The organism is Vibrio sp. 10N.261.54.E10, from assembly GCF_002877735.2.
Taxonomy (GTDB): Bacteria; Pseudomonadota; Gammaproteobacteria; order Enterobacterales; family Vibrionaceae; genus Vibrio; species Vibrio crassostreae_C.
In genome coordinates this window covers 378161-392751 of sequence record NZ_MCXE02000001.1, presented here as the reverse complement: position 1 = coordinate 392751, position 14591 = coordinate 378161, and the positions used below count along the sequence as shown (strand labels likewise).

The window sequence follows — 14591 nt, the reverse complement described above, 5'->3', positions numbered from 1 at the left end:
TTAAGTGGGCATGTTTTTAACCTCAGGGCTTTTGTGGTCTGCTATTGAGTGTAAAGAGCTTATAAGATTCTTTTAAAACAAAAAACTCGCTTCGCACACTCGAGATACTTTTCTTCTAGAACTTTCGCTTCTTCATTTCCCCAACTTTCGCTATCGAAAACTAATTTATGCACTCCAATACCAGTGTTATCAAATGCATCTCTTTTTTCCTCAAAAATTTTATTATCATTAGACCTGTTTCTATCTAAGTCCAATAATACTAAATTTCCAACTGAGTTTTTTATTGCTTCCATATCTTCTGAAACATCTTCAGGTTTTGCACTATATGGGTACAGATGCTCTAGAGATGTATTATTGAAGTCAAATACAGTTGTAATATCTTCCCTCTTTAACCTGTTTGCTGGCCCTGTTTTATATCCATCTGTTACCCAAGCCCAATTTTCTTGCAATGTTATAAGCAAATATTTTAGGGGTCTGTTATCACCTTTTCTTTGATAATACATACTCCTAATACCTGTTTCTAAAGCTAGATCATTAGGGTCTTTGCTATCTAGTTGTTTTTGATAGGTTTCATGAAGGCTCTTTATGTTAAAGTTATCGCTACCTTCATGAATACTCTTAGCTAATGACGGATATACCTTAGAAAAAACAGAAGCATGGAGGTTACTAATAACTTTGTATCTAATGAAAAATTTAACTGTTTCATTGATGACAGATTGAAACAGCTTTTCATCTAGATATGAACTAGCAAGCAGTAACGGCATTGCATGGGTATGCTTAAGCTTTTTAATTAACCACTCTAACTTTGTCGAATGAAAACTAGTATACTTTTCGCTTCTTTCATAAGGCCACTCAGCTTCTGAGATTAATGATAATTTAAAGACACTCTTTCTCAACGACTTTACATTCTTCGCCATTTCTTCAATATCTAATGAATTCTCAAAATAACCTGACTTGAATTCTTCTAAAGTTTCATTCGCAGTAATATGACGGCCCTTGATCATCGTCGCAGACCATCTCAGGTAATCACTGACTTTATTTGCTTCATGAGACAAAATATAGTCCCAATCCTTTGCCATTTGCGAAACAAGTGGGTTTTTAGGATCATAATTACCAAGTGTATGTGCTTTTAGTAATTCACCTTCAGTTAGGTTTAAGCCCCGGTCATTAAGTACCATGAACAGCTTGTAAGCATCATCTACACTAGTAGTAATAATGTGAATAAGTAAAAAAGACTCTTCGAAAATACTAATTATATCATCAACAATATCCAGTACTTCTGTCACTGTTTTATTACTAAATAGATCGTTAATAATGAAATTATAAAGATCATTACTAGCAGATTTAATTAGCTTATGAGAATCTCTTTCTGACTCGACATCACAAGAATTGATTACAGACTGAAAGAACTCATTGTCAGCCACACCGATAGTAAGCCTCGGATGAAATACACTTTCTCTATTTTTTCGCTCTGTATACTTAAGATACTTTGACATTAAATTTTGAAGAGTACCTTTGAAAATCAGATCTTCTCCATCACATTCTAAGTTCTTTAAAGCAAAATTTAAGCGTGAGAAAAACATAACAATAGTAGAGAGCCTTTGTTGCCCATCAATTAAAGCATTTACTATTTTACGATTTCCCACACCTTCTTCTTGCGCACAAACAATTCCTCCAAAAAAATGCTGGTAATCTTGTTCTTCCGACTTCTTGTCAAGAGCTTCTTTTATATCATTTGTAAACTGCTCGATTTGCTCACCTTCCCAAGAATAGTCTCTTTGAAACATAGGTGTTTCAAAGACGTTACTTTCATGAAAAAGCTCACCAAATGATTTATATTCCGGCGTTACCTTCATTTACAATCCTTATTAATTAATTCCCAGAATGCTCTATCTCTCATTGGGAGTATCTTCTTCGCACCATCAATGTATAAGCTATAGTGCTTCTCTAGCTTATTGATGGTTTCCATCAGCTTCTCTTGTTCTGCTTTTTCGTTTACACCAAACATGGCTTTTAGCTCTTGCGGGCGAATCTTCGCTACCCGGTGGATTACCCAAGTAAGCACGTAGCTTGAGTAATCATTCTCGCCAGTTTGGAAGTGAGTAATATCTTGTGTAGAAAGAATCACACCTACACCATATTCACGGCCTTCCTTCAAGATCTTACGTAAGCTTGGGAAATTCTGAGACATGAAGTTATCGGCTTCATCCACCAAAATCATCTTAGTAATTTGGCGGAAGTCACCTTGGACTTCAGGCTTACCTTTCTTCTGCATTTGTGAGTAGAAAAGGTCTAACGTAAGTGCGACTACAAGGTTTTGAATTTCTGAAGGGTAACCCGCTAGTTCAACTACCGTGATGCCATCAACCAAGTCATAAAGGCTCATGCACTTGGTGTTGTCGTCTTCAAAGATTTCTAACTCATATAAGCTCTCAAGTGCCGCATACAGTGAATCTTCATCTGGTTCTGTTTCAATGAACAAGTCCCATACCTGTGAGATTGTCGGCGCTGCTTTTGACCAAGTGCTTGGATCTGCTTTACGAATACCCGCCAACTCATACGCTTCACCCACCAGCTTACGCAAACGCAGTTGCTGCTTTTGACCTAGGCCGAAGGCTTTACCCATGGTTTCAGAGAAGCCACGTGCGGTGTGCACAGGTAGCATTGGTGTGTCACCAAATAGACTCAGTGGGTTGTATGGCAGTTTGTGAAGGTTAAACTTCTTACCCGCAGTCGCTTGTTGGAACTTATCGTCTACATAATCTGATTTGTAGTCGAAAATAAGCATGCCAATAGGCGCACCGTTTACGTTGTCTGCTTGGTTACGATAAAGCTGAGTGATCACCGACTTGGTAAACTGCGTTTTACCCGTACCCATGGTTCCAATAATACCGGTATTGGTATTCATGAATTTGGCAGTATTCGTTGGCTCCCAGTTCAGTGGTGCTTGTGTTAAAGCATTATGGCCAAACAATACGTTTAAGTTGCTGTTAGACTCAACCTTCATAGGCTCAACGACTGGTGATACTTGCTCTTCAACAAAAGGCTGTTCAGGCTTCACTAATCCTGGAGTTTCAACCTCATCAGATACTACAACTGTTGGCTGTGATTCAGCTTCAGGGAGTTTTTCTAATCGAGTTTCACCATTCAGCACATACTCACTTGGTACATGGCAGAGTTTCACTACATCTAATTCGTTCAACACTTCTTGCAGCGGAGTTTCCACTAAGCCAGGAAGTAGCCCCATCGGCAGGTCGACTTTTAACACCCCTTCAATCATTTGGTAGTCGGGTTGTAAACAGCCAGCCCCTTCAAGGTGGCTAACCACAAAGCCTTCTGGGTAATCTGCAATTTGACCAAGTGAGTAGTCACCTCTTAGCCACTCTTCTTTGTTTGCCAGCAAAGTGTCGAAGTAATCATCAGCAAATACTTTGTATAAGCGATACTTATCAACTTGCATCAAAACTTGGCGCATGAACAAACCACGGTATAACTTGCTCGCTAAGTCTTTGTTGCCAAGTAAGTCTTGGCTTAAGTAACGCAATAGCTCTTTTGATTGTTTAACGGCTTTGTTGTAATTCGGCACCGAACCCGTTTTCACTTCGACAGGTAGCAGGTACATGTCTTGGTCTTTGAAACCAACCAGCAACACATCGTCAGAAATTTCGCCTTTCTTGTAACCTTGAACATTACGAGAGAATTCACTGTCAGACATCTTCAGGCCAATGTTGCCCGATACGCGAATCATCTCGGCAACGGACAGAGGCACCCATGTAATGTCTGAATCATGCACTAGGCTAGTCACAAACTTGTAGGCACCAATCACGCCTTTGCGCTCTTTATTGATGGTTGGCGCGCAAGTCATCATTTTCAACAGCCAATCACCGTTGAACGCGTTGAACTCATTGATTTGGCCACCATCACCTTGCTTGATGACTTTCTCAAACAAACCGCGCTGTGCAGTAACAGTGATTGCATCGTAGCTAGAAGAGCTGGTGTACTGATCTGAATAGTGAATCAATACTACATCTTCATTGCTGTGGAAGAAGTCCAACGTCACTTTCGGATCAATGATAGTCGTCCAGATAGAACTCTCGTACGAACGCTCCAGTAAGCCTTTAAAGTCCTCACTGACTGCTAAGGCAACTGCATTTGCACCGTGATATTGAGTGTTCGGTTTGAGTGCTGGCTTCAATAGAGCACCAACATACTTCGCCATCATTAAGTGTGGGTAGTCTTGGTAATCCGTTCCTTTCAAGCCAAAACCCGTAAAGTACGAGCCAGATTTACTTTCAGAAGCATCACCCGTTAGTAGGCCGTCACAAGCTATGCCTGATGCCATATCTTCAATCGCAATGTCTGAACAATCGACCTTGTCGTTATTACGGAAAAAGGAAAGATGCGCATAAGACTGGCCATCTTTTTCGGCTTGGGCATTAGTGAACTTGCTGTAAGTTAGGCGCGTGCGAAGAATGTCGATAATAGTATCGGCAACTTCACGAACTTTACCCTTGTTCAGCTCTAACCACTCTTTCAATTCATCGTAATTGGCTGTTTCTGCGAATCGGTCAAACGCATTAAACGCTAACTTGTCGTCATACAGATTAATATGAATCGACGCAGCCTGATCTTGGTTACTGCGGACATAATCCACCAGCCCCATAAATAACTCTTCAGCGCTGTCTTGGTTCACCGCATTAACGATAATGCTCTTCTCAGAGCCAGTGAACAATTGGCTGAATGCCGTTTGGAACTCGTCGATTTTCTCTTTTACTAACTTGCGAACGAACGTAAGAGAGCTTTTCTCTTGTGGCACACTCTTGATCCAGAACGCATTCTCTTTCACCTGTTGGTTATAAGAAAACTCATGTTTTGGGTGGTAAACATATGGCAGTAAACCTTTTGGCGACAAGCGTTCAAAAGTGACATCAGGAAGCTGAGCAAAGCTCTTATCATCACGAATCGCACCTCTTAGATTGAGGTAATAAGCCAAAATCAGCGGGTGGAAAGGTGAGTAGTACTCTTCATCTTCAGATTGTACCAAACCGATTTTCAGCGCTGATTTTTGCTCTTTGGTCAGCATGCTACCCGTTGGGATCGCTTCAAAATACGCTAAGCAAGCATCAACTGTATTTTGGACAAGTGTTGTAAACTCATCGCCCCAAGATGCTAATGAAGGCGTACTGCGGCGTTGTTCTAGGTAATCAAAAAGCTCAACGTAAGAAGAGTGAATAGCCTCATCAATCGCTTGCAGGTCATCGAGCTTAATCGCACCCGAATCAGCAATAGAAACAACTTTTTGGTTGATGAATTCTTCTTCCCAACGAAGCAGCTTTAAACGAACACCTGGTACAACGAACTCACTATTATCGATACCCACTTTGCCTTTTTGAGAATAAAATTCGCCGTTATATTCATCTTTGAAAAGCTTGTGATAACGACCTCTATTAATCAATAAAGGTAAGCTCAATGAATCGGTGGCTACTGCACCTTCCACATTAAACTTAAGCTGGTTATCGCCAGATTTTACTGCAAAATCTATTTCGTCAGCTTCATTAGCTAAGGCTTCAAAATCCACTACGGCGTAATCTGCTGCATCAACAACCTGCTTAGCATCAAGCAGTGAACATGCGCTGCCTTCATTAGCTCTAATTTGCAGTTTGTTCTCTTCCATGTTCAAGGTTAAGCGCTGCTTCGCTGGTGCAGGCTCTACCAAGAAGATGTTTTTGAATGGCTCAATATAGAACTCGCCTTTACGAACCACTAAACAACGGAAGTTATAAACCTCAGATTTGTTCTCACGCTTTAGAGCTAAGTTAAAAAACAGTGGCTCATGCTTATACGTACCTTTCAAGCTAGCTCGTGTCGTTTTAAAACTGTTACGTGTTTCAATTACTTCTTCGTTATTAAGCGCTTTAGCTGGCTGAATTTTGAATTGGCTTTTATCAAGATTGCTCGCACCTTGGAAGAGAAGCTTCAGTTCAAACTCATTTACATCTTCATCTAACTCGATGATTAAGTGGCGGTCACGCATGCCCGCTTTGGTTTCTGCACGGTTACGTGCAGTGATTGCCATGCCATCGCTAGCTTGCTCCTCTTCAAGAACAAGTTGCTGCTGAGCATTGCGCTTTTTCTCTTGTAGGAATGCTTCGAGCTCAACGTCTTTCCATGCATCTGTTTCTGAGAAGTTCTCTTTAATAAATTTCTCGCCGAATGATTTCAAGCGGTCTTGAAGCTGACCACCAAAGTGCTCAACTTCAAAAGATAGCTCTTCATAAAGCGCACGGTTGTCTTCTAGGCGTTTTTTAATTTGCTTAGGATTGCCGCTCATTTCAGCTACAAGCGGATCTTCAAACATGCCCAACTCATTGAAGCGTAAGTCTCCGTCTTCAACGGCTTTGTATAGAGACTCGAAGCCAAACATGGTTGCGCCATCTTCTAAAATGGCATCGAATTGATCATCAAGCAGACAGTTCGACACATCGCGCCCTTTGTCTTGCTGATCGATTAACCCTTTCATTGCCGCTTTGATCTTTGATGCGCTCCAAACTTGTCCCACTTGAGCCAAGTCTTCTGCAGAGTTTATCAAGGTATCAAGCAAGCTGTTATGGATCACAACTAGAGCGCAACCTTTTAAGTAACCAGATTGGCTCGCCACTTCATCACGTAGATGAGAGATGTAGTTTTCAGTAAAGCCCTCGAATTCCGCTGGGTTTTCGCTATGAATCACAGGTACGATTTTGCAGCCTGAAAGTTCAATGAATGGCAACTTGATATCGTTAGTCGCATCAATGCTGTTTTCAGAATGAGCCGTCATCGCCTGATACAAGCGCATGCTATTTTCATTATCTGGCGACTTAAACTGATAACGGAAACCTGCCTTGATGTGTGTTTCAGCATCCGCTAAAAACTGCTCTACTAGAAAGGTCTCAAATTGTTTTACGGACATAAACTGCGTCTCCACTATCACTCATGCGCTCTACGTTACCAATGCGCTCATAGAATTTAATTAGTTCTTGTTCTGTTTGTTTATCAACGAAAATGCCACGTTGCTCAAAGGCTGTGATCAGTTCGTGGAAACGGAGTTTGTCCTTTTCTCCAACAACAAGGTTGGTCAATAAGATGATGTAGTCTTGGTTGAGCACTAATACTCGACCGCTGCGACCTCGACTTTGAATAAAGTGAGACGCTAAGTACTTCTCGACTTCTGACACATACTTCTTGTTGATATTGAAACGTTCGCCGACGCTAAACTGTGCGGATGCGAGCTTCATTATGTTACCGAGCCAGTCGAGTGCCAGTTCTGATTCATCTAGAGCCGTGTCTAGATTACGCTGTGTCTTAAACGCTCTGGCAAACTTTTCTAGTTGTTCTTTTAGGTGCGTCGACTTCGACTCTTGAATGCCCTTCGATATTTCCCACAGGGGTACTTTTATCGCGTTCTTATCTCCAACACCCGGCTGAAGTAGCTCAAGCATCGTCAGCATAGGGAACAGTCGAGTGGCTGACTCATTAAACAACTTATAGCCATGATTCTTAATATGAGTACGCTCATTACTGGCACGCTCATGATCCATAATGAAATAGAGAGGCTTAGCCACTGGCTCTTGACCACTACGCCAATCTGTTAGCGCTAGACTCAACTGCGCAGAGTATGCAAAACCATAAAAAGACAGGAACGACTCTATTTCACTAAGCAGATACTTAGGGCGACTTGCCAAGAATTTCAGATCGTCACGGAATGCTTTCGAAAGATAAGGTAGGTATGGTTTCTCACTCGCTTGCAATGACGAGTCAGACTTCATTTTTCCACGAAGCGTAGAAAGCATTTCACGTTCAATAAAGTTTAATTTGGCATCAAACTCTTCTACACGCATGTTCTGAAGTAAATTGGTGTACATAGAAGCAACACGTGAATCACCTGCTGCAAATTCACCTTTTTGAGCACGGAACAGAAGGAGTTCAGGGCTCACAGTAAAGATGTCTTTGTTTTCAAAATACATCTCTTTTAGCACTTGCCAAAACTCTTCTTCACCAAGCTTTTCTTCAAACGCACTTTGGCAATCGGCCACAAACTGTTCGTAGCTATAACCTTCTACTTTTTTACGCAGAAGCCCACGTAGAACCAAGCCGATGACAGCATCAAAATCAAAGTCATTACCCTTGGTTCGAATAGGTAAATAGCTGCTTAGGCTGTTTTTATTCGGCACGCCTTCCGCAGTTTGTGGCAACGATTGATTAAATGGTTGGGTGTAATTATCCATTGTCATTTTATAAGCCACTCACTTCGAAATATTCATCATCTTCATTCACGATCTTGTAGCGTTTGTCGTTTTTCAGAATAAACAGAGTATTCTTTTCGTTCGCTACCGTGATGATCTGCTCTATTACTTCATCCAACAAAAGCACCGCATTTTTATCATGCTTATTCGGTCGGTACCCTTGGTTGATTTTTTCCAACAAATCCAACAAGTTAATACTTATCGGCATTGGCAGAAGTGAATGGTCATCAACTCGAATATGAGCGTTAAATGAGCCTATCTTGCCCACCGCTTGTGTTTTAATCGATGAAAAATCAGGTTTCACTTCTAGTTCAGCCGCTGTTTTAAAGCCGTTGTATTCAGAGACAAAGAATTGGTCTTTATCAAGTGATGGCGAATTGCGGTTACAGTAGCGGTGCACAGCTGCAATGAGAGTGTCTTTGTAGAACTTATTAAGCTCTTTCTTCTGCTTTCCTGAACCATCAAACTCACGATGAAGAAGCCAAATGTTTGCGTACTGATCAACCAAAGAGTTATCAAAGTCGGCTTTCAGCTCATTAATGTAATCATTCGCAAATTGCTCTTCGTCTTTCAACAGATAAACCATGCGCAGGTATGAAGCAGCAGTGAGCACATCAAATACACCTTGTGCTTTCACCTGATCTTTAAGTTGTGTAAAGCCTTGGTCTTCAATCCCTAGACCAAACTGAAGAACGAATTCGTCGATTTTGCGAGTGTGAATATTGCTTGGGTCAAAGCTTTGAATATGCTCTAAAAGCTCATTATCTGAGCCAGAGAACAAATTGTCGAACAGGTAGTCATCGCCCGCTAAGATCTGGTACACAAAGTCCAGTAGCGCTCGCGCCGTTAGGAACTGATCTTTGATTAAACGAGCTTTCAGAAGCAAAGAAATAATATTCTTCTGCACAGATTCCAGCCCTAGCAACGCATAGTTCGCTGTGAGTTTACTGTGGCCTAACTTTTGTACTTCGCTGTCATACAGGGCGTAAAACGGGTTGTCCAACGTTGGTTCCGTTAAGCGTGCGAGAAACTTAGCAGCAAAGTCGGATGTGCTAACTTCGTGGCCAAGCGTAAATTTCGGGTACTGCTCGAAATCTAAGAAAATGTGGTTCGCTGGAATATCGTCCGTTTTGTTTTCCAAGAACGCTTTTATAGAAGCTTTAATATCTTCATGTTGCTCAGCACCTTCCTCAGCATAGTTGCCTAACATTCCGATATTAATGCCAACAACAAGTGGCTTATCATTTCCTTTGAACTGTGAGAATCGCTCATCTAACGCATTGATTGCCGTCTGATTTGGGTTAAAGCTGTGTGTCGCATCCAGATGGAATTCATGTGTCGCTTTATGCTTCTGGCTATACTGAGTCAGAATCTCAGATTTACCATCACCACTACTGCCACACAAAAATATGATGTCACTTTTCTTAGAGGACAGCAGAGACTTTTTAAAGTCCACTTCGATATCTGTAGTGATGTACACATGGCTTTTATAATCAGCCAGAAGATCTTGATTTTGCTCTCTTTCTGTACTTACCGCGTAGGGCGATGATTTAGAAAGTATGCTGAGGGCTTTTTCTAAGTTCAAAGGAATCTCTTCAAAATTTGATTAAACGGACTTTTTTTGTGGAGATAAATAGTATCAAACACGGAAAAGTAACGGTACTTATAACCATAAAAAAATGGAATGAGTGGATGAGCTAACATCGCCATATGCAAATTGTTTATCTTACTCGCTTTACAAACAAATATTGTGTTTAGTATTAGAAAAGTATGATTTAGCTTACATTGCGTTACGTAACACTCCGCAATTTTAACCGTTGAGTGTGTACTATACCCATGTAAAAAATGTACGTATATTCTGTACACATCAACATGTATCATTTTCAGGCATTAGATAATTGTTATGACAATAAAGTGGGATCAGTTACTGCGCTTCAAATTAATCGAAGTTGTTGCATTGTGGGAGGGTCGCGTTACGACTAATCACCTATGTAACTCTTTCAACATTAAGCGACAGCAAGCCTCTAGAGACATCAAAGCTTATCAAGAGCACTTTTCTGCTCCACCACTTGTTCATGATCGTAGTATTAAAGGCTACCGACTTACTGATCATTTTGCGCCAAAGTTTACAAAAGGCACTCCGAATGAGTATTTGTCACTACTACACAAATACAACAGTGACCATGTAGACGGCTTTAATTTAAAAGATCTGGGTTTCGCAGACTCTATTGTCCTTTCAGTCCCAGACAGGCAGATAGCCCCTATAATCGTTCGTAGACTTCTTCAAGCGGCACGAGAAAGACGCAGAGTTGATATAGAGTATGTATCAATGGATAACCCTGAAGGGCGAGGCAGAAATATTGTCCCGCACACTATCGTATTTGATGGATTTCGCTGGCATGTGAGAGCATATTGCGAAGAAAGAAGGATGTTCTTAGACTTTGTATTGAGCCGATTTAGAGGTGAGCCTGAGCTGCTCAACCAATCAGAGATTAACATCGAAGACGATGAAGATTGGGCAACAGAAGAGATAATCGAAATCATCCCAAATCCACACCTTTCACCAGCACAACAGCAAATAGTGAAAGTCGACTACGGGATGCATGATGCGCCATTTACAATTGACTGTCGACGAGCATTGATTAAGTATTTGCTCAAACGTTTGGATGTCTGCGTAGATACTAAGAAGCTCTCTTCAGCTCCAAAAAAGTACCAATTAACCCTAGCGAATCCAAAGAATATAAAACGCTGGTTGCTATAGTGGTATAGCAAGACATTCCCCATAGGTAAATACTCACTACCTTTATCTCGATAACTCAGAAATGGTTCAAAATTGACAGTTAACACATACTCACACATAGATACCCCATTCAACCTGCGCCACACCTGTTGGTTTTGTGGTGAACCTTCAAGTAACCTTGTTGAATTTCCTAAGACAGCGCAGGCAGTTGCCAAGATTGGCCATTCACCGATAGCACTGCCGGCTTGTAATGAGTGTGCGAGAATTAACTATTCAAAGAATCTGACCTCAATTTGGTCTGTGCGCGATCAGATAAAACACACTCTGATAGACAAGTACGCTAAGCACCTTGGCATCGGTGAGAACTGGACGGAGCAAGAGCTTATTGATTCTGATTTCTCGGGTTCGACGCTCGGTGGGTTTGGGCGCAGCGCTTGGAAGATGTATCAAATCGCCAAGCAACGCGTCGATTATAAAGGCTGGCCTTTGTCGGTTGATGACATCCCACTTGAGGTATACGACGAAACCAGTGGCTTTGAGTTTGACGGTACTCGTTATGCCTCAATCAATTCATGTATCGACTATTTCACCAAGGCAGCAGGCGTAGACAAAGAGCTGTTGTCGCAGCTTGTCGACATCGTTTCATCAGAAAGGTTTAGCTACGCACTGCGAATCACCAAGCTGAACAAGAATGTCTCTAATACCAAGCGCTCGGAGATCGTCGAAGAGGTACTACAACAAGAGTCTGAACAAGAAGAGATACTGCTTGAGCAAGCTAATTCAATGTTTAACCCAAACGTCGAAGAGGTGAATATTTCAGGCTCAATAGCGCCTGTATTTGCCATTCAGTGGGCGCTGGCTAACAAGGTTAAAGATTTAGCCCACCTTTGTGCTCTCGAAGATGAGTATTTTGACTATTTCGAGCACCTCGGCGGCCCTGCAGCTTTCATGTCCTATAACGGCCTACAACTCTATTTAGAGTCGCGTCAAGATCCTGAATGGGTAGAAGAGTTGGATCCAAATAAACAGTATTGGTGATCATAAGCCATTACTGGTGAACACGTGTAAGCTCGATAATCGTGTCAAACACCCATTGTTAGTCCTTGTTTTATATAAAGATCTAAAAACAGAACCCTATAACAGTTAATTGTTGCAATTCGGTTAAATAGAGTGAAAACTTCAAGCATCTAAAACTATTTAATCACTGCCATCTGCGGTGAGTAAGGAGTGAATTGTGCTTGCTGTTCTTCGTATTATTTTGGCTACGGTGTTTATTATTTTCACCACTCTATGTGCTTTTGTTTACTGCTTGTTTAGCCCCAAGAACCCCAAGCATGTGTACGTTTTCTGTCATTGGTTCAACCAACTCCAAAAGATCATCGGTGTAAAACTGGTGCAACGCGGCCTAGACAATGCCCCGACACCAGAAAACAGCGTCTACATCTCTAACCACCAAAGCATATTGGATTTTGTGACCGATCCAGGAATGCTAAGACCACGCACTGTTTCATTGGGCAAACGCGATTTGTTGTACGTGCCTTTCTTTGGCCTGCTGTATTGGATCACCGGTAACATCATGATTAACCGCGAAGACAAATCCAAAGCACGCGATACCATCAAGCAAGTGGCGGAAGCGATTCATCAGAGAGATCTGTCTGTTTGGGTTTACCCGGAAGGAACCCGTAGTAAAGGGTGTGGACTACTGCCATTCAAAACAGGCGCTTTCCGAATGGCAATTGAAGCTGGTGTGCCTATCACCCCGATGTGTACTAGCACCACGCACAATAAGATCGACTTTAATCGTGCCAATAATGGCATTGTGATCACCGAGATGTTGGAACCTATCGATGTATCCGGATACAAGCTTAGCGATGCGAGAGAGTTGGCCAATCGCTGTCACGCACTCATGGCAGAGAAAATAGCAGAGCTTGATGCCGAAGTGGCTCGTTTAGAGGCGCAGCAAAAACCAGAGTTGGATTCAGACCGTTCTTCTACGAGCTAACTCACAACGAACACACTGAGCCATCGCTCAATGACTTAAAAAGACACTCAACGATCGCAACTCTCATTGTTCTCGTTTTACTTGCTGGCGTTTATCCGCAAAATAAAAACAGGCGTAACGGCTTTATAGAGCAATGGGAGTAAACGATGGAAGTGATTCACCATGGTGGCAAACATACTGTCACCGGATCTTGTCACGAGCTAAGAGATTCAGGCCAAGCGGTGCTCATCGATTGTGGCCTTTTTCAAGGTTTGGATCTTCAAGGTAAAAAGCTTCAAGGGGAAGACGCACACCCTCTTGATATTGAATTTGAAACGTCCCACCTCAGCGCTCTGCTGCTGACTCATACTCACATTGACCATATTGGCCGAGTACCTTGGTTACTCGCCAGCGGCTTTAACCAACCGATTTATTGCACGCAAGCCACCGCTGAACTTGCCCCTTTAATGATTGAGGATGGCTTAAAGCTGCAAGGACTCAGCAATAAACAGTCGAAGCTGATACTCAAAAAGATTCATTCGTTGATTGCTCCCAAGCCTTACGGGGAATGGTTTCCAATCACGTCTAAACAGCAAAACAACGGAAAGGATCATGATAGGCCAAATACTCTGTATGCTCGCTTTCAACCTGCGGGGCACATCTTAGGTTCTGCCTATATCGAGATTAAGTTACCCAACCAAGAGGTGGTAGTCTTTTCTGGTGACTTAGGGCCAAGTAACACACCACTTCTGCCCGATCCTAAGCCACCACGACAAGCCGACTATCTATTTATCGAATCCACTTATGGCACCAGTACTCATGATGATATCGCTACGCGAGCTGAGCGCCTCAAAGCAATAATTGATCGTTCACTGCTCGACGGTGGCGTTATTCTAATTCCGGCCTTCAGTATCGGCAGAACTCAGGAACTGCTGTTTGATATCGAGCACCTGATCTTTGAGCATCAACTCAGTAGCGATATTCCTATTATTCTCGATTCTCCGATGGCTCAGAAAGTGACACGTTCATACCGACGCTTTAAAGAGTTGTGGGGACAAGAAGCAAAGCAGCGTCTTGAACTGGAACGCCACCCACTCGCTTTTGAGCAGTGCATTACCGTCGATGGACATAGAATGCACAAGAAAATCGTGAATCGCCTCAAGTCGACAGGTGAACCCGCGATTGTGGTCGCAGCTTCTGGGATGTGTCAGGGTGGTAGGATAATGAACTACTTATCTGCCTTGCTTCCCGATAAACGAACCGATGTAATTTTAGCGAGCTATCAAGCGCACGGGACGCTCGGACGAGAGCTGCAACAAGGGGAAATGCAGGTTTATATTGATAACAAAGACGTTGAGGTTAATGCTCAAATTCATGGCATGTCTGGCTATTCTGCCCATGCTGATAAAGATGATCTCAATCGATTTATAGAAGAAATAACCGTGCCACCCAAAGAGGTACATTTGATTCACGGAGATCCAAACACTCAGTCTGAGTTCGCTCAAGCTTTGGTTGGGAAAGGATTTAAAGTCGTTTAAAACAGGCGATTGATTCACGATTTCTGATTGCGGTAATCCTTACGGAAAGT

The 14591-nt window shown here is 42.2% G+C and carries 8 protein-coding genes; 4 read left to right on the top strand and 4 right to left on the bottom strand.

Features of this window, described 5'->3' with window-relative positions; genetic code table 11:
• Positions 1–59: 59 nt before the first annotated feature.
• The 4 genes from BCU07_RS01615 to dptF are packed head-to-tail and all read right to left on the bottom strand — an operon-like array spanning position 60 to position 9867.
• A complete protein-coding gene (locus BCU07_RS01615) occupies positions 60–1856 on the bottom strand; it encodes a DUF262 domain-containing protein (protein WP_102428283.1) in 1797 nt (598 codons plus the stop codon).
• A complete protein-coding gene (dptH, locus tag BCU07_RS01610) occupies positions 1853–6949 on the bottom strand; it encodes a DNA phosphorothioation-dependent restriction protein DptH (protein ID WP_102428284.1) in 5097 nt (1698 codons plus the stop codon). The genes BCU07_RS01615 and dptH overlap by 4 nt, the downstream gene beginning before the upstream one ends.
• Positions 6930–8270 (bottom strand): DNA phosphorothioation-dependent restriction protein DptG, encoded by a 1341-nt coding sequence (dptG, locus tag BCU07_RS01605; protein ID WP_102428285.1) that lies wholly within the window; start codon positions 8268–8270, stop codon positions 6930–6932. Before dptG ends, dptH begins: the two co-directional genes overlap by 20 nt.
• A gap of 1 nt (position 8271) precedes the next feature.
• Entirely contained in the window at positions 8272–9867 is a 1596-nt protein-coding gene (gene dptF / locus BCU07_RS01600) for a DNA phosphorothioation-dependent restriction protein DptF (RefSeq protein ID WP_102428286.1), read from the bottom strand.
• A gap of 318 nt (positions 9868–10185) precedes the next feature.
• Between dptF and BCU07_RS01595 the strand changes: the two genes are divergently transcribed.
• The 4 genes from BCU07_RS01595 to BCU07_RS01580 all read left to right on the top strand — a co-directional run bounded on the left by BCU07_RS01595 (position 10186) and on the right by BCU07_RS01580 (position 14541).
• Complete coding sequence (locus tag BCU07_RS01595; RefSeq protein WP_102428287.1) at positions 10186–11043, top strand: helix-turn-helix transcriptional regulator; 858 nt, start codon at positions 10186–10188, stop codon at positions 11041–11043.
• A gap of 72 nt (positions 11044–11115) precedes the next feature.
• Positions 11116–12060 (top strand): hypothetical protein, encoded by a 945-nt coding sequence (locus tag BCU07_RS01590; protein ID WP_102428288.1) that lies wholly within the window; start codon positions 11116–11118, stop codon positions 12058–12060.
• A 196-nt stretch (positions 12061–12256) separates the two neighbouring features.
• On the top strand, positions 12257–13024 hold the full coding sequence (locus BCU07_RS01585; protein ID WP_102428289.1) for a 1-acylglycerol-3-phosphate O-acyltransferase: 768 nt from the start codon (positions 12257–12259) through the stop codon (positions 13022–13024).
• A 146-nt stretch (positions 13025–13170) separates the two neighbouring features.
• Positions 13171–14541, top strand: a complete 1371-nt coding sequence (locus BCU07_RS01580) for an MBL fold metallo-hydrolase (RefSeq protein WP_102428290.1) — start codon at positions 13171–13173, stop codon at positions 14539–14541.
• Positions 14542–14591 lie beyond the last annotated feature (50 nt).

Coding starts and splice junctions, on each gene's coding strand:
- BCU07_RS01615 (WP_102428283.1), bottom strand. CDS start 1,856: ATGAAGGTAACGCCGGAATATAAATCATTTGGTGAGCTTTTTCATGAA.
- dptH (WP_102428284.1), bottom strand. CDS start 6,949: ATGTCCGTAAAACAATTTGAGACCTTTCTAGTAGAGCAGTTTTTAGCG.
- dptG (WP_102428285.1), bottom strand. CDS start 8,270: ATGACAATGGATAATTACACCCAACCATTTAATCAATCGTTGCCACAA.
- BCU07_RS01595 (WP_102428287.1), top strand. CDS start 10,186: ATGACAATAAAGTGGGATCAGTTACTGCGCTTCAAATTAATCGAAGTT.
- BCU07_RS01580 (WP_102428290.1), top strand. CDS start 13,171: ATGGAAGTGATTCACCATGGTGGCAAACATACTGTCACCGGATCTTGT.